Raw genomic sequence first — 15,964 nt, 5'->3', positions numbered from 1 at the left:
GGGGCTTTATTTTTTACTTACAGTCTTTGCAAACGCCGTTCACCACCATTTCCGCCTGGTGCGGTTTAAATCCTTTGGGAAGTTTAACTTCGGGAACGGTAACTTCTTCCAGGCAAATCGTGGTGCCGCATTCATCGCAAACGAAATGCACGTGGTTATCGTGGTGGTGCCCTTCGGAGCAATTGTCTTTACAAAGCGCGTAACGCACGTTGTTATCGGTGGTGGGAATCAGGTGAATGATCCCTTTCTCCATAAAGGTTTGCAGGGTGCGGTAGATGGTAACGCGGTCGAATTTTTCCCCGGTTTTCTTTTCAATATCACCATGGGCGAGGGCGCCGTTGTTCTGAAGAAAGAGCTCCAGTATTTTCACCCGGCTTCCTGTAACGCTAAGCTGGTTTTGCTTGAGTAGCTGCTGCACCTGGGTTTCCATAATCATAGCTTTATTGGTTCATCATTGTTTGTACCGATGTGCGTTGGGGTGTATTCTCCTTCAGCAGATCGGAAATATCTTTTTCCAGTTTGGCGATCTCTTCTGTTTTGAGTCCGTCGTAAATGCCGCGGACCCTTCCGCCTTTGTCGACCAGCGCAAAAAACTGCGTGTGGATGAACTGCTCGTCTATTGCCTGCTGCGCATTCGCGGGGTCGTCCAGTAAATAACTGGCGCGGGCCACGTTGTACAGACTGTCTTTGGGGCCTGTTAAAAACAGCCAGTTGGGCGTGTTTACACCGAGGGAATCCGCGTAATGTTTCATCCTGCCAACGGTGTCTTTCTCCGGGTCCACTGTATGGGAAAGGATCGCGAAGCCGTCTTTATTTTTATACTTTTCATACACCCCTTTCAGGTTATTGTTCATTCTGGGGCAGATGCCGGGGCAGGTGGTAAAGAAATATTCCGCCACATACACTTTTCCTTTTACGTCCTGGTCGGTGATCCGCTTGCCATACTGGTCGGTGAACGAGAACTCCTTCGTGTAATTCAATACGGGGAGTTTGGTCTTCCAAAGATCATTATCTCCATAAATAAAGAAGAAAAAGCCCCCTACCAGTACCACGAAAATCCCCAGATAGATCATCAGTTTTTTGCCCATACTTCCAATTGTGCCACAAAGGTACGGCCAATGCGGTTAAAAAATTATTTGCAACTTCGTTGCACGATTGTTATTTTTGCACTCTTATCTGGAAATTATGGGATTTAAAGTGAACTGGGACGCCCTTGGAATTGCCACCTCGCTTGCCTGCGCCATCCATTGTGCGCTGCTGCCGCTTTTTTTAACGAGCCTGCCGGTATTGGGCATTGAACTGCTTACCAGTACTTCTTTTGAAGTGCTGATGATCATACTGGCTTTCTGTATCGGCGCTTATTCCCTGATCCACGGTTACCTGAAACACCACCACACATTACTTCCGCTGCTGGTTTTCGTTTTGGGATTCAGTTGCCTGGTAGCCAAGCAGGTATGGCATCATTTCGAAATTCCGCTGCTATTGCTGGCGGTGATCGGTATCATTACGGCGCACATCCTCAATTACCGGAAGTGCCAGAAAGCAGGCCATTGCCATACTTCAGACTGTAACCACTAGTAAAGCTTAAAATATTCCGCTTTTCGGAAATGCCCTTTGTTCCCGTTGCAACCCAACGGGATTTTTTTTGTTACTTTTGTACAGTAAATTCAGAAATATGATTAAGACAGGAAACCCGGTGATCAGCATCTATACCGAAATGACACCCAACCCGGAAACAATGAAGTTTGTGGCCAACAAACTCCTGTATCCAGGTAAAAGCGTCGATTTCCCGGACGAGGCGAGTGCGAAACCTTCTCCCCTGGCAACAGAATTGTTCAGCTTCCCCTTCATAAAAAGTGTTTTCATCGCCAGTAACTTTGTGACGCTCACGAAAACAGTGGATACAGACTGGAACGATGTGATCCCTACCATCCGCCAGTTCCTGAAGGAATACCTGGAGGAAGGAAAAGCGGTGGTGAACGAAGAGGAACTTGCCAACATCAAGCCGGAAAGCACCAATGAAGTGGCCGCTGATGATGACGATGTGGTGAAAAGAATCAAGGAACTGCTCGAAAACTACGTGAAACCCGCGGTTGAAATGGACGGCGGCGCCATTCAGTTCAAAAATTACAACGAAGGGGTGGTGAACCTCATCATGCAAGGCTCCTGCAGCGGATGCCCTTCCTCCATGATCACGCTGAAAGCGGGGATTGAGGGCATGATGAAAAGGATGATCCCTGAAGTGAAAGAAGTAGTGGCCGAAGCGGAATAATGGCAACAGAGTTCTTCCGGCAATTCTGGACCGGTTTACTGGAAACAGGCTGGCTGGAAGCAATAGCGGTAATAGCAGGTATCGTAAGCGTTTGGTTCTCCCGCCAGGAAAATATCCTGGTGTATCCCACCGGACTGGTGAGTACCATCATTTACGTGTATATAAGTTTTAACGGGCATCTCCTTGGCGAGGTGGCCGTTAATGTTTTTTATACCATCATGAGTGTGTATGGCTGGGTACTGTGGGCCCGGAAAGACAGGGAGCAGCAATATGTATTGCACATTACCCGGTCGGACACCCGGGAGTGGATGATGCACCTTACATTTTTCCTGGCACTATATATCGCGATCTATTTTTCACTGTTGCGTTTGAAAGAAGGATTTGCCTCCGGCGCCCTGCCCGGACCAGACGCTTTCGCTTCCGCCTCCGCTTTCACCGGGATGTGGCTGATGGCGAAGAAAAAAGTGGAAAGCTGGATCTGGTGGATCATTACCAACATCGCCTCCGTTCCGCTCTACTACGTGAAAGGATATGTATTTACCAGCGTTTTTTATTTTATACTGTTGCTGATGGCCGTGAGCGGATTGGTGGAATGGCAAAAGAAGTTCAGGGCACAACGGAGCAGGGGTCTGAAGGATGGCCTGATGGCGAATTAGAAGTACACTACGGCGCATGTATAAAGTGGTTGTAATTGGTCCTGAATCAACTGGGAAAAGCACCTTGTGCAGGCAACTCGCACAACATTACCGGGAAAACTGGGTAAGAGAATACGCGCGTGGTTACCTGATGGTGCACGGAACCGATTACTCGTACGATGAACTGCTCACCATCGCCAAAGGACAACTGAGCCTCGAAGAGGCGGTTACGGCGCAATCCAACGGGAAACTGCTTTTCATAGATACAGATATGCACGTGATGCAGGTGTGGTGTGAATTCGTTTACCAGCAATGCCACCAATGGATTCTGGACCGCATCGTGGAACGGAAATACGATCTCTACCTGCTTTGTGCACCCGACCTGCCCTGGGTGGCCGACGAACTCCGGGAATACCCCGATCTCGAAAGCAGGGAGCAACTTTTCCATATTTATAAGGACATTATGGTGAACCAGCCGGTTCCCTGGACCGAAATTTCCGGGTCCTACGAAGAAAGATTTCAAAAGGCCCTGGATGCCGTTCAGCGGTTGCTGCAATAATCCGGTTATCTTTGCGGCACAATACCCTTCACTATGCAAGCATCCGCGCCCGCGAGGCCAGTGTCTGTCTCTCCCCGAATATTTTTTATCGCATGGTTTATCATTGGACTGATCCAGGCCACCGGAACGGGGCTGCTGGACGATGAAGCGTATTACTGGGTGTATTCCAGGTTCCTGGACTGGGGTTATTTCGACCACCCGCCCATGACGGCCCTGCTCATCAAACTGGGTACTTTACTTTTCCCCGGCGAATTGGGCGCAAGGTTCTTTATCCTGGTGCTGAACACCCTTACCCTGATGATTATCCATTCGATGCTCCGGGAAAAGAACAACACCGTATTTTACTGGATCGCGGGTGGGCTTGCGGTATTGCAGATCGGCGGAATGCTTGCGGTGCCTGATCTCCCGTTGGTGTTTTTTATCGCCTGCTTTTTTTATGTGTACAAACGCTTCCTGGAACATAAATCCTTCACCAATACCTTCCTCCTGGGCGCGGTGATGGCGGCCATGCTGTATTCGAAGTACCATGGAGTGCTGGTGGTGTTTTTTACCCTGCTTTCCAACCTGAAGTTGCTGAAGTATTACCAGAGCTGGCTGGCCGTTATTATTGCTTCCATCCTTTTCATCCCGCACCTGGTATGGCAATACCAGCATGGATTTCCTTCTGTGCAATACCATCTATTTGAACGGAACGCCGTTCGTTACCAGGCCGGCTTCACCATTGAATATGTGGTGGGGCAGTTGGCTTTCATGGGGCCGATCATCGGCTGGCTCCTGTTGTGGGGCGCCTGGAAACACAAGTCGGAAACGCCATTGGAGAAAGCGCTGCGTTGGACGCTTTTCGGCATCCTCGGCTTTTTCGCCATCAGTACCATAAAAGGAAGGGTAGAGGCAAACTGGACAGTGCCCATCTTCATCCCCCTGATCGTGCTGGGGCATACTTATCTTTCCCGGGAAAGGAAATGGTGGCCCTTCCTCCGCATCAGCGCTTTCGCCACCATCATGCTGGTACTGGTAGTAAGGGTGTATATGCTGATGGATGTGAACCCGCTACCCTGGTTGAAAAAAGACGAGTTCCATAAAAACAGGGAACGTGCAGCTGCCATTAAGGCGGAGGCGAAAGGAAGACCAGTGGTGTTTGTGAGTTCTTATCAGAACGCGGCCAAACATTGGTTCTATTCCGGCGATACGGCACTGTCGTTGAATTCAATTTATGCCCGCAGAAACAATTATAATTTCTGGCCGATAGAACAACAGTTCCAGGGCAGAAATGTACTCGTGGTGAACCATAAGATAAAAAACGACACCCTTCACGGCCCGGTGATCGTAACGCCACGCGGAAATATGACCTCCTATAGTGATTCCTGCTTCAGCAGCCGCATGGGCGATTGGTTCGAGTTGCCTGCGAAAGTATTATTGCGTGGCGATAGTGTTGCACAGGAAGGAACTTTTACTGCCGGCCTGAACGAGTTCGCACGTTGCCGGATAGCGGACCGGAGAGCGGCCATCGCCGGAATGGACGAAGGCGATCCTTTTTTCTTCTCCCTGCTCTCATTTGTGCCCGACCGTCAGAAAGGCGCTACGGAATCGGTGAAATTGTCCGCAAAAATCCCGGGGAAATTCCCCTTCAAGAAAAGAGTTCGTTACGGCTTACCTACTTCCATTCCTGATACTTATACGCTGAACAGCCTTACGGTGGAGGTAGTGGAAGAGTAATTTACTGGATCACTTTTAAAATATCGGTATCGTTCTTGAGGTTATTCATCTGCCGGAGTATGAAGGGCGTGCGCGATTTTACCCGGGCGGAAGCCGGTTTCACCGTGAACTTTACCGGGTTGGGGAGGCAGGCCGCGATCATGGCGGCTTCCCGGGCCGTTAAAGCGGATGCGGGTTTGGAGAAATAAGCCTGCGCCGCCGCTTCAATACCGTAAACACCTTTACCCATCTCAATTACATTAAGGTACACTTCAAGAATGCGGCGTTTGCCCCAGATCCATTCGATCATTTTCGTGAAATACACTTCCAGTCCTTTCCTGAGCCAGCTTCTGCCCTGCCATAAGAACACATTCTTGGCTACCTGCTGGCTGATGGTGCTGGCGCCGCGGGTCCGGTTCGGCTTCTTTTTATTGTATTCCATCGCCTTTTCAATGCTTTTCCAGTCGAAGCCGCCGTGGTCCACGAAAAGCTGGTCCTCCGAGGCAATCACCGCCAGGCGGGCATGAAATGAAATGGCTTCCATATCCACATAATCTCTTTTAAATCCGTAGCCGTTGAACCAACCATGTACCATGCTGCCCATTTGTGTGATGGTAAAAGGGGGATCCACCCATCTAAGCAGGAGTATATAGAATAGCTGAAAGAAGAAAAGGAAGATGAATATCTTTTTGATCAGCCTCCAGGTACGTGGAACAATGCCCTTTAATTTCATCCGGTCTTTTTTGTGCGCAACAGGCTGCAAGATAATATTCCGCGGATGGAATTGAAAGAGAAATGAAAATTACCGGGTAAGGGAAACGTAGTGCAGTTTGTATTTTTTGCCCACTTCCAGCAGGGGTTTGTGTAAACGGCCCATCAGGAATCCCGCGCCGAAAACGCCGGCCGCAATGCCTAAACTGCGCAGGTTCCGGCTATCGGTAATGGGCTCGTTGAGGTATTCTCCGTTGATTACGTTCAGAAGAATATAGCCCGCACCGCCTATTTTAAAAAGTGTTCCGTTTTTAATGAAGCGCCAGGAATCTTTGCGGCGCGGGAAGGCAACCATGTCCCGGTAATGGAGGGCAAATGGCAGCACGGCGATGGTATCAATGGAAAAAGTGCCATAACCGGTGGGCATGGGGCGGATATCGAAGAAATTGAGAAAAACGGAATCCCGCGCGATGTAACGGATAACCCCCTTCATCCACTGTCCATCGGCATAAACGAACTGCACCTGTTTCCCGGCGAAAAAAGTTTCAACGGTCCTGTTGTTCTTTTTCTTCAGCACCACCATATCAGACTGCTGTGCGAATAAAAAAGAGGGGAGTATGCAAAGGATAAAGAGCAATGCCGGTTTCATAAACCTAAGTTAAGGCGCGCTCCATGTTTTTGCGCTAATTTTTTGTTAATGCGTAATAAGTTCCCCAGAATAATAGCAGTCCGAAAATGATGAGCAGGCTTCCCGATATTTTATTGATGAGCGAAATGGTAGCGAGGTTGAGACGGTGCCTGATTTTTCCAGCGAGAAAAACTTTGAGTATATCCGCACCCATATTCAGGCCCATACAGGCCGCGAAAATGAGCATCCTTTCCTGGACGGAATGGCTCACGGATAAAGTGGTGGCGCTGGTGAGCCAAAACAGGAATACCCCGGGATTAAGTGTATTAAGGAGAAAGCCACTGCTGAATATCTTCGCGAAATCAGATTTGTTGAAAGCTTTTAAGGTAGCCGGATCGCTCCGGAGTTTTATTTTTTTGAAGAACGCGTAAAAAACGCCCATACCCACGAGGAAAATACTGCCCGTATAACCTATGGCCTGCTGATAATACAGGAGATGTTGCACCATTTCCGAGAACGCGTTGCAGAGTACGATCAGCAAAACATCACTCAACCATACGCCACCCACGAAACTCAGCCCGCCTTCTTTCCCGTTGTTGATGCTTTGTTTGAGTATGGTAAAGATGACCGGACCAACAGATATGGCCAGCACCGAACCAAGGGCAAGTCCTTTAACCAATGCTTCAAACATGCCGTAAATTAAAGAAACTGGTCCAGATCACGGAATGAAATAGGCTTTTCAAATACTTTCACCACCGTGTTTTCCTGAACCGGGGGTAGGGTAGGATGATAGGCGCTTACGAGGTAAAACTGTGTGTTGGGATGCTGGGTGGCAAAACGGGGCAGTTGCTCCCAACCAAGCCCGTCCGGGAGATTATTGTCGAGGAACAACACATCGGGGCAGATCTCCCCAAACTTCCGTATGCCTTCTTTTAGGGTGTTCGATACCGTTACATCGAACGCTTTCCTTTTCAGGTACCCTTGCAACAGCAGGCAAAAGTCTTCCTCATCGTCTATGATCAAAACTTTTTTATTGCTCATGATAACTGAACTCTAAGTTAGCAAATAAAACGATGGCGCAACAATAATCGGCGCCAGGTATGGGTGGTAGTGGCTGAAGTAAGCATGTGTATGACTGTGATAATCGTGCCTGACTTATATGGTACTGAGGCCATATTTTAGGGGGCATTCTTCCACAAAAGCTACAAACGCCGTTTTGAGTTTTTTAGTGTCCGGCAATCTGGTACGGTTTTTTCAAAGCAATAACTATTCTATCACCTTTTAAAACGTGACGTTATGAAAAATCAAACCAAAATCTTGTTGGGTATTGCCGGCGCAGCGCTGGCTGGAACAGTGATCGGTTTATTGATGGCTCCGGATAAAGGTTCAGAGACCAGGAAAAAGATCAAACATACAGCCGATGATTGGGCGGGCCGCATCAGACAGTTCGCGGGAAAAGCACAATCTCAGGCGCAGAACCTGGCTGATGAAGCGGAAGACGCTATCCATGAAGCACAAAACAGAGCAGGCAAAGTAAAAGCTGCACTCTCGTAGTTTTACCCGCCAGAATGTATGATCCTGCTTACCGGGAAGGGCCTCCGGTACGCAGGATTTTTTTTATGTTGGAATAGAAGCGGTGCCAAACCAGTAGTTGCGGATGTCTTCCACCACTTTCAGCAGCCCGTCGAAGCTGACGGGTTTTACCACATAAGTATTGGCCCCCAGTTCATAACAACGGGTGATTTCCAGTTCATTCTTCGTGGTGGTGAACACGATAACGGGAATCTTTCTGAACACCGCGTGTTGTTTCAGTTCCTTCAGCGCCTCCCTGCCATCTTTACGGGGCATGTTCAGATCCAATAATATACAGGCGGGATAATTGCCGCTCCCTCCCGCTTCAATCTGATAGAGAAATTCAAACAGTTCCACGCCGTTCTCCACGAATGCCAGTTGTTCGGGGTAACCTTTTTCTGAAAAGGCGGTTTCGAATAAGAACCTGTCGTCCGCATCATCTTCAGCGATCAGCATCACCATTTTGCTCATGTGGTCTTGTATAATTAATTCAAACTTAAGTTCCGTCTTTATTGCGGTTGTCCGGAAGCGTTATATCGTCCGCCCACCACACGAAACATGTTTTAATTCAAACGCATCAAAGATAACATATGCTTAAACAAAAGGTTGGGAGGGCATAAATTTTTCAGCATTATACCCAAAAACAAGATGAAAAAGCACCCATCAAACAAAAAAGACGACCAGCTTTACAAAGACAAAAATGAAGAAAGGGTAAAAGAGAAAGCGCCGGATGGTAAGGCCGGTATCGCTGCAACTGAGGAAGAACGCGCCAATCAGGAAAAAGAAAAGAAAGAGGAAAGTGTGGACCGGAAAAACCAGGAAGCGACAGAATAAAATAATTCATCCCCGGATAGGGAAATATTTTCTACACAATAGATTTCTCATTATCTTCCATGTTCAGAAGCGCTTTAATCAGTTAATGTATATCATGTTGATTTTCAAACAATTGATTATTTGTTTCTTTTAATTAACGTTTTTTTGCTTTCTGGCGCTCCGCTTGTTCTACATAGTGCGTAAAAATTACTGCTATGATCTACCAGCACCAGCAATTAAAACAACAGACAAAGATACTGCCGCATCAAATCCAGTTGCTGCACCTTTTTCATTTGAATACGATGGAACTGGAGCACCGCATTCAACAGGAATTGAACGATAACCCGATGCTTGAGCAGCAGCAGGACGAGTATGAGGAAATACCGGATAAGGCGGTGAAAGAAGATGATTTTCGTGATTACGATGAGTTCGCTTATGATGATGTACCCGATTATAAACTGGAATACGGCAACTACTTTTCCGATGAGGCCATGCCCGAAAAACCATTGGTAGCCGCTGTTTGCTTCAGGGAAGAAGCCAGGCAGCAGTTCCGCTGGAGTATTACGGATGAACTGGACGTGAAGATCGCCGATTACATCATAGATTGCCTGGATGAAAACGGGTTCCTGGCCATGGATGCCGCCGCGCTGGCCGACGACTTCTCGTTCCGCCAGGGACAGCTGGTTGATCCGGAAAGAGTGGAATCGGTGCTGAACACCGTGCGCACGCTGGAACCCGCAGGACTGGGTTGCCGCGATACACGGGAATACCTGCTGTTTCAACTGAACAGGATGAATACCAAAAGGCCGGATGTGAAAATGGCCATCGCTTTAATGAAGGACCATTATCAGGAACTGATGAACCGCCAGCTGGAGAGGATCATGCACAAGCTGAACCTGGAAGATGATGAGTTCCGCATCGTATTGGAATTAATTGCCGGAATGCAGATGAAGCCCGTACTGGAAAGTGAAGCCGTGCAGCAACCCAGGCAAACGATTGTACCTGATTTTATAGTAACGATGGAAGATGATAAACCCCGCGTATTGCTTTGTAAGGAAAGATCGGCGGGCCTGCACATCAGCAGCGACTGGCAGCAACAGGTGGAAGCCATGCAGCACGGTGAACAGAAAGACAAGTCCGCCATTCAGTACGTACGCAACAAACTGAACGCCGCACGCTGGTTCATTCAGGCCATCCGCCAGCGGGAACAAACCATGCGCAGGATCATGGAGGCCATCGTGGATTGGCAACAGGAGTATTTCGTGGAAGGAGACATCAGGGTGCTGAAGCCGATGATTCTTAAAAATATTGCAGAAGTGGTAGGAATGGATATTTCCACCGTGTCGAGGATCACCTGCAACAAATACGCGGAAACACATTTTGGTACCATCCTCCTGAAAGACCTCTTCACCGAAGGATTGATGACGCAGAAAGGGGATGTGGTAAGCAATAAAGTGATCCAGAACGCCATCGTGGAAGTGATAGAAGCCGAAGATAAAAGAAAACCATATACCGATCAGCAACTGGTGGCCATACTCGGACAGAAAGGATATAATATCGCAAGAAGAACCATTGCCAAGTACCGCGACCTGTTACAGATTCCCGTTGCTCAAATGAGGTGCCTCTGGGCATGATGTTTGAAAAAACCCCTCAATAACTAAACATAATTATGGCTGCAATGCAAAAAATTCTGGTGGTTGATGATGACAGAGACATGTGCCTGCTCCTCAAGGGATTTTTGTCCCGCCACGGGTATGATGTAATGGATACCCTCAACGGTAAAAAAGCGCTGGAGATCGTAGAGACGTTCAGTCCCGACCTGGTGATGGCGGATTTCAGGCTCGACGATATGGATGGGCTGCAATTGCTCACCCGCATCAAAGAAAAAAATCCGGACATACAGGTGATCGTGATGACAGGTTACAGCGATATCAAACTGGCCGTTGAAGTGATGAAAATGGGCGCCTTCGATTATGTGACGAAGCCCCTGCTGCCAGATGAGATACTGCTCACCATCAAAAAAGCATTGCACAGTCCTGCCCCGGAAACCCGTAAAGAGGAATTGAACGGTCATCCCGATACGCCGCCGCGTAAAGAAAGCGCCCCCAAACAAAAACTGGTGTATTCCGGTGAATACATCTTCGGGAACAGCGCGCAGTTCGTGAACATCATCAAACAGATCGAACTGGTGGGTCCTACCAATTTCAGTGTGATCATCTATGGCGAATCGGGAAGTGGGAAAGAAGCCATCGCACAGGAAATTCATAAAAAAAGCAAAAGAGCCGATAAGCCTTTCGTGGCCATTGATTGTGGCGCCCTCTCCAAAGAGCTCGCGGCCAGCGAATTGTTCGGACACGAAAAAGGATCCTTCACCGGAGCACTTCAGCAAAAGCCAGGCAGTTTTGAACTGGCGAACGGGGGAACCATCTTCCTCGACGAAATCGGTAACCTGCCCTATGATGTGCAGGTGTCCTTATTAAGGGTAGTTCAGGAAAGAAAGATGCGCCGCGTGGGAGGAACAAAAGACATCGAACTGGACGTCAGGATCATCGTAGCCAGCAACGAAAGGCTCTGGGAAGCTTCCAGGAATGGAAAATTCCGCGAGGACCTTTACCACCGTTTCAACGAATTCAGCATTGACGTACCACCGCTTCGCGAACGAAAAGAAGATGTGATGGTGTTTGCGCGCCATTTCCTGGGTTTAACCAACAAGGAATTAGGGAAGAACGTAAAAGATTTTTCACCCGAAGTGGAGCACATCTTCCTTCACTACGTGTGGCACGGAAACCTGCGCGAATTGAAGAACGTCGTGAAAAGGGCTACATTGCTCGCTGATGGCGATCTCATTGAATCCAGGTTTCTCCCGTTCGAAATTTCGAATTTCTCCAAACTGCAGTTTGGAGGAACATCGGCCGCGACACCATCGCCCGAACATGTTCCTTCCACCATTATACCGTCCCACCAACCAATGCAGCCCGCTCCTATTGCGCCTGCACCACAAAAACCAGTTATCCATGACCACTCCCTGAAATCAGCCAGTCTCGATGCGGAATACGAAATGATCGTCGAGGCCCTGAAACAGGTAAACTTTAATAAAAGCAAGGCCGCACGCTTGCTGAACATCGACCGGAAAACACTGTACAATAAAATGAAACAGTACCAGGATCTGGTCAACAAATAATGCCGCCGATGGGGAAGAGTGAAAACAACGACCTCCACTTTCTCCGGGTATTGTTCGGGGACGCGGAGGCGGAAACAGATGCAAGAGAAAGGCTGGCAGGGGCTTTTCCCGGTATCATTTATATCTATGATACGGCTGAAAAGAAACTCCGGTACACCAATCCCGGTTTTACCAGTATTCTTGGCTTCACCCAGGAAGAGGTACAGGGTTGGAACGATTTCGGGGACCTTGTTTATAAAGAGGACCTGGACCTTGTTCAAACCGAAATAGAACGGTTCCTGAAGGAAGACGGCCAGCACTCGTTTAATTGCAGACTTAATAAGAAAGAAGGCGACTGGACCTATTTCCGTACCAAAGGTACCGTCCTCCGTAAAGATGATGCGGGTAAACCACTCTCGCTCTTATTCGTTGCTGAAGACATCAGTAAAGAAATGGCCAGGGAGAAAGAACTGCTCGAAACACGGAGCCTGTTGTCGGATACCGAAGAACTCCTGGGATACGGACAATTCAGCTGGAATTCCGCTACCAATGAATTTGTATGGTCCGAAGGCATGTACCGCATTTTCGGCTATGCCAAAGAGATGGTTCCGGAAAAACTGACTTACGACTGGTTCCTTTCCCAGGTGAACAGTGAAGAACGTACTATGGTGGACAGCGCCATGAAAAACGCGTTACTACAGGGTACCCCGTTTGAAGTGGAATGCACCGTTGAGCCACAAGGCCTGCTGCCCAGGCTTATCGTGATCCAGGGAAAACCCGTTCCCAGCGGAAGCAATGGCGCACTGAAACTGATTGGTATTACCCGGGATATAACGGAGAGCCGTATCCGGGAAAAAGAACGGGAGCGTATGATCCGCGACCTGCACCGTTCTAACCTGGAATTGGAGGAGTTCGCTTATGTGGCCTCTCACGACCTGCAGGAACCGCTCCGGAAAATAAGCACCTTCAGCGAAAGACTCCGTACCAGGGCTGCGGAAGAGTTGTCGCCCGAGTCCGCCATTTACCTCAACAGAATACTCGCCAGCACCGCGAATATGCGGCAATTGATCGATAACCTCCTGGAGTTCTCCCGTGTAAGCCGTAACCAGTCTGATTTTCAGCGCATCTCCATGAATGATATCCTGGAGGAGGTCCGGAATGAATTTGAGCTGAGTATCGAAGAAGCGGGCGTAACCTTGCAGGTGGATCCTTTGCCTGAACTGGAGATGAATCCTACCCATGCGCGCAGACTGTTCGGTAACCTGGTGAACAACGCGATCAAATTCAGGCGGCACGATGAACCGGGATTTGTAAAGGTTGCGGCATCCAAACTTTCCAAAGCGGAACTGGAACATTTTCATCTTCCTCCGAATAAAACTTATTTTTCCATTCAGGTGGAAGACAACGGCATCGGCTTTGAAGAAGAGTACGCCAACAGAATATTCCAGATATTCCAACGGCTGCATGGAAAAGCCGAATACCCGGGATCGGGGCTGGGCCTTGCCATCTGTAAAAAAATAGCGGAGAACCATGGAGGTTTTATCTACGCTGAAAGTACACCTGGACGGGGTTCCCGTTTTTTCATCATTTTACCCGAACAACAATAACCCTTAATGGCAGTTACCGCTAAACCTACACGTATCCTGATCGTAGATGATGATGAAGACGATTTCTTCATTACGAGTGATTATATCCGTGAGATCAAAGATGTTCCTTTCGAGATAGAATGGTGTTTTCGTTATGCCGATGCCCTGCAGGCTTTGCAGGCGGCCCGTCATGATATCTACCTCGTGGACTACAGGCTGGGGGCGAAAACCGGCCTGGAGCTGTTGCAGGAAGCCATAGACGCCGGCTGCGAAGAACCCGTGATTTTGCTTACCGGAAAGGGAAATCCTGAAGTGGACAAGAAAGCCATGGAAGTGGGCGCGGTGGATTACCTCGTAAAGCCCGAGCTGAATCCTGAGAAACTGGAAAGAAGCATCCGCTACGCTATTGAAAGATCGCACGCCATGAAGGCGCTTCGTGCACAGGAAAAACGGTACCGTACCATCTTTGAGCAGTCGAAGGATGCGGTATTTATTGCCGATGAAAATCTTGCCTTCCGTGATGTGAATGCCGCTGCCCTGGAATTACTGGGTGTGCCCATTGAAGAAATTCTGGGAAGCAGCCTGTATGCTTATATGCCCCTGGAGCAGCAGCGGGATGTACTAAGTGCGCTCATCAGCGAAGTACATGAAGTGGATGATGAAGAGATTTTACTGCGCACGCCCGATGGCGAAACCCGCTTCTGTATTCTCTCCGCTTCATTGATCACCGAACGGGCGAAGCCTTCGTATATACAGGGGATCATCCACGACATCACCAACATCAGGCGGGAGGAAAAAGCCACCTTGCTGGCCGAAAAACTCGCATCCGCAGGAAGGCTGGTGCGCACGCTCGCGCATGAAGTGAGGAATCCCCTCAACAATATCAATCTTTCCATCGAGCAACTGCAGCCCAATTGTCAGCCCGACGACCAGTTGTACCTGGATATCATTCACCGCAACAGCAGGCGGATATCCGATCTGATTACAGAGCTGCTCAACTCGGCAAGGCCTTCCGAGATGGCGCTGACCAAAACCGCGCTCCAATCCATCGTGGATGAAAGCCTTTCTGCGGCGCTCGACCGGATTACCCTGCATAAAATTAATGTGCGCATCCATTATCCTGACCACGAAGCATTCATCCTGGCCGATAAAGAGAAGCTGAAAATCGCGTTCCTGAATATCATCATCAACGCGGTGGAAGCCATGGAGCCGGAAAAAGGATCACTTTATATCAACGTTTCGGCCAACAACAATTCTTTTCGTGTGATCATCGCCGATAATGGTTCGGGCATATCGGAAGAGCACCTCTCCCGGTTGTTTGAACCCTATTTTACTTCTAAAAGGAATGGCATGGGGCTGGGACTGGCGGCTACGCTCAATATTCTGCAATCACACAAGGCAGAAGTGGATGTGAAATCTGAATGGGGGAAGGGGACGAGTTTTATCCTGGATTTTCCTGCGCACGCGTAAGGGCTCGCAACGGGTAATATTTATTTTCTACTTTATGAAAACAAAAAAGCGTATCAACCGATACGCTTTTTAATTATTTCAATTTCAGAAAGCATTACAATCCACTGAACGTTATCCCTATCTGATAGGGGCGTATTTCAGGCCCGAATCCTTCCTTAATCAATGTCGTAATGGAGTAGCTGCCGAAAAGGCTCAGGTTACCATAACCTGCGCGGAGGGTTCCCGAGAGCCGCGTGCTGTTGAAGAAACGCTTACTGGTTTCCTTCAACGTGTATGCGTTGAGGGTGTTGCCGCTGGAGTTCTGCCAGGTTTTACCTTTGGTATGCGCGTTCACCATGGTACCAACTTTGGCGCCGATGGCGAATTTCCAACTCCTGTCCATGTCTTCCGGTTTCAGGGCGAAGCGCAATTCAACGGGCGCTTCCAGGTAAGCGGTGGTCAGTTTGTATTTCTTGAAGTGGTTGGTATCGGCCACATCGCGGAAGGGCAGTGTGCTGGCCGAAGACTTCACGTCAACGGTATATTTGTCGAAGTAGATATTGCTGGAAGAGACGCCCGCGCCGATGCCCACGCTGAACCTGGGATCGGTTTTGAAGGGGAAGTCGAACATGAAATACGCGTTAAAACCGCGTGAAAGGCCTTTGATCCGGATGGAGTCGGGGGCGCCGGCCCAGTTGTCGATCCCGATCTGGAACATAAAATGGTCGGCCGACCTGTTCTTCATCACCACCTTACTCCAGTCTTTCTTGGGCTTTTGGGGCTTATTCTCCGTTGAGTCCTGGGCCATCAGTTGAAAACCGGTTGCCAGGGTCAGCAACACCATCAGAATTTTCTTCATAAACATATTTGATTCGCAAATGTAT

19 protein-coding genes are annotated in these 15,964 nt (G+C 48.8%); 11 read left to right on the top strand and 8 right to left on the bottom strand.

Annotated features, from left to right (window positions below):
• Positions 1–13: 13 nt before the first annotated feature.
• Positions 14–430 carry a Fur family transcriptional regulator gene (locus M4J38_RS14805; RefSeq protein WP_251760462.1) on the bottom strand — a complete coding sequence of 139 codons (417 nt, stop codon included), beginning with the start codon at positions 428–430 and terminating at the stop codon, positions 14–16.
• 10 nt (positions 431–440) lie between these two features.
• Complete coding sequence (locus tag M4J38_RS14800; RefSeq protein ID WP_251760461.1) at positions 441–1,088, bottom strand: SCO family protein; 648 nt, start codon at positions 1,086–1,088, stop codon at positions 441–443.
• Positions 1,089–1,185: 97 nt separating this feature from the next.
• Between M4J38_RS14800 and M4J38_RS14795 the strand changes: the two genes are divergently transcribed.
• The 5 genes from M4J38_RS14795 to M4J38_RS14775 all read left to right on the top strand — a co-directional run bounded on the left by M4J38_RS14795 (position 1,186) and on the right by M4J38_RS14775 (position 5,182).
• Positions 1,186–1,578, top strand: coding sequence for a MerC domain-containing protein (locus tag M4J38_RS14795; RefSeq protein ID WP_251760460.1), 393 nt, complete (start codon positions 1,186–1,188; stop codon positions 1,576–1,578).
• 97 nt (positions 1,579–1,675) lie between these two features.
• Positions 1,676–2,272 carry a NifU family protein gene (locus M4J38_RS14790; RefSeq protein WP_251760458.1) on the top strand — a complete coding sequence of 199 codons (597 nt, stop codon included), beginning with the start codon at positions 1,676–1,678 and terminating at the stop codon, positions 2,270–2,272.
• Positions 2,272–2,928: a nicotinamide riboside transporter PnuC gene (gene pnuC / locus M4J38_RS14785; RefSeq protein WP_251760457.1), complete on the top strand. Its 657-nt coding sequence runs from the start codon at positions 2,272–2,274 to the stop codon at positions 2,926–2,928. Before M4J38_RS14790 ends, pnuC begins: the two co-directional genes overlap by 1 nt.
• 16 nt (positions 2,929–2,944) lie before the next feature.
• Positions 2,945–3,466 carry an AAA family ATPase gene (locus M4J38_RS14780; protein WP_251760455.1) on the top strand — a complete coding sequence of 174 codons (522 nt, stop codon included), beginning with the start codon at positions 2,945–2,947 and terminating at the stop codon, positions 3,464–3,466.
• Between the two features lie 33 nt (positions 3,467–3,499).
• Complete coding sequence (locus tag M4J38_RS14775) at positions 3,500–5,182, top strand: glycosyltransferase family 39 protein (RefSeq protein WP_251760454.1); 1,683 nt, start codon at positions 3,500–3,502, stop codon at positions 5,180–5,182.
• A gap of 1 nt (position 5,183) precedes the next feature.
• Here the strand turns inward: M4J38_RS14775 and mtgA are convergent, their stop codons facing one another.
• From mtgA to M4J38_RS14755, 4 genes are all read right to left on the bottom strand, one after another.
• Positions 5,184–5,894 (bottom strand): monofunctional biosynthetic peptidoglycan transglycosylase, encoded by a 711-nt coding sequence (gene mtgA, locus M4J38_RS14770; RefSeq protein WP_251760452.1) that lies wholly within the window; start codon positions 5,892–5,894, stop codon positions 5,184–5,186.
• A 69-nt stretch (positions 5,895–5,963) separates the two neighbouring features.
• Positions 5,964–6,521, bottom strand: coding sequence for a hypothetical protein (locus tag M4J38_RS14765; RefSeq protein ID WP_251760451.1), 558 nt, complete (start codon positions 6,519–6,521; stop codon positions 5,964–5,966).
• A gap of 34 nt (positions 6,522–6,555) precedes the next feature.
• Positions 6,556–7,191 (bottom strand): LysE family translocator, encoded by a 636-nt coding sequence (locus M4J38_RS14760; RefSeq protein ID WP_251760449.1) that lies wholly within the window; start codon positions 7,189–7,191, stop codon positions 6,556–6,558.
• An 8-nt stretch (positions 7,192–7,199) separates the two neighbouring features.
• On the bottom strand, positions 7,200–7,541 hold the full coding sequence (locus M4J38_RS14755; RefSeq protein WP_251760447.1) for a response regulator: 342 nt from the start codon (positions 7,539–7,541) through the stop codon (positions 7,200–7,202).
• A gap of 255 nt (positions 7,542–7,796) precedes the next feature.
• Between M4J38_RS14755 and M4J38_RS14750 the strand changes: the two genes are divergently transcribed.
• Positions 7,797–8,054 carry a YtxH domain-containing protein gene (locus tag M4J38_RS14750; RefSeq protein WP_251760446.1) on the top strand — a complete coding sequence of 86 codons (258 nt, stop codon included), beginning with the start codon at positions 7,797–7,799 and terminating at the stop codon, positions 8,052–8,054.
• 63 nt (positions 8,055–8,117) lie between these two features.
• On the opposite strand, the gene M4J38_RS14745 is transcribed toward M4J38_RS14750, so the two are convergent.
• Complete coding sequence (locus tag M4J38_RS14745; RefSeq protein WP_251760444.1) at positions 8,118–8,543, bottom strand: response regulator; 426 nt, start codon at positions 8,541–8,543, stop codon at positions 8,118–8,120.
• Between the two features lie 177 nt (positions 8,544–8,720).
• Here M4J38_RS14745 and M4J38_RS14740 point away from each other — a divergent pair, with 177 nt between their 5' ends.
• From M4J38_RS14740 to M4J38_RS14720, 5 genes are all read left to right on the top strand, one after another.
• Positions 8,721–8,906 carry a hypothetical protein gene (locus M4J38_RS14740; RefSeq protein WP_251760442.1) on the top strand — a complete coding sequence of 62 codons (186 nt, stop codon included), beginning with the start codon at positions 8,721–8,723 and terminating at the stop codon, positions 8,904–8,906.
• Between the two features lie 194 nt (positions 8,907–9,100).
• A complete protein-coding gene (rpoN, locus tag M4J38_RS14735; protein ID WP_251760440.1) occupies positions 9,101–10,519 on the top strand; it encodes an RNA polymerase factor sigma-54 in 1,419 nt (472 codons plus the stop codon).
• Positions 10,520–10,563: 44 nt separating this feature from the next.
• Positions 10,564–12,066, top strand: coding sequence for a sigma-54 dependent transcriptional regulator (locus tag M4J38_RS14730; RefSeq protein ID WP_251760438.1), 1,503 nt, complete (start codon positions 10,564–10,566; stop codon positions 12,064–12,066).
• Positions 12,067–12,074: 8 nt separating this feature from the next.
• On the top strand, positions 12,075–13,652 hold the full coding sequence (locus M4J38_RS14725; RefSeq protein WP_251760437.1) for an ATP-binding protein: 1,578 nt from the start codon (positions 12,075–12,077) through the stop codon (positions 13,650–13,652).
• Positions 13,653–13,658: 6 nt separating this feature from the next.
• Positions 13,659–15,101 carry a hybrid sensor histidine kinase/response regulator gene (locus tag M4J38_RS14720; protein WP_251760436.1) on the top strand — a complete coding sequence of 481 codons (1,443 nt, stop codon included), beginning with the start codon at positions 13,659–13,661 and terminating at the stop codon, positions 15,099–15,101.
• 94 nt (positions 15,102–15,195) lie between these two features.
• Here the strand turns inward: M4J38_RS14720 and M4J38_RS14715 are convergent, their stop codons facing one another.
• Positions 15,196–15,939 (bottom strand): outer membrane beta-barrel protein, encoded by a 744-nt coding sequence (locus M4J38_RS14715; RefSeq protein WP_251760434.1) that lies wholly within the window; start codon positions 15,937–15,939, stop codon positions 15,196–15,198.
• Positions 15,940–15,964: the final 25 nt, after the last annotated feature.

Source organism: Parasegetibacter sp. NRK P23 (assembly GCF_023721715.1).
GTDB lineage: Bacteria > Bacteroidota > Bacteroidia > Chitinophagales > Chitinophagaceae > Parasegetibacter.
This window is presented reverse-complemented; position numbering and strand designations above follow the sequence as displayed.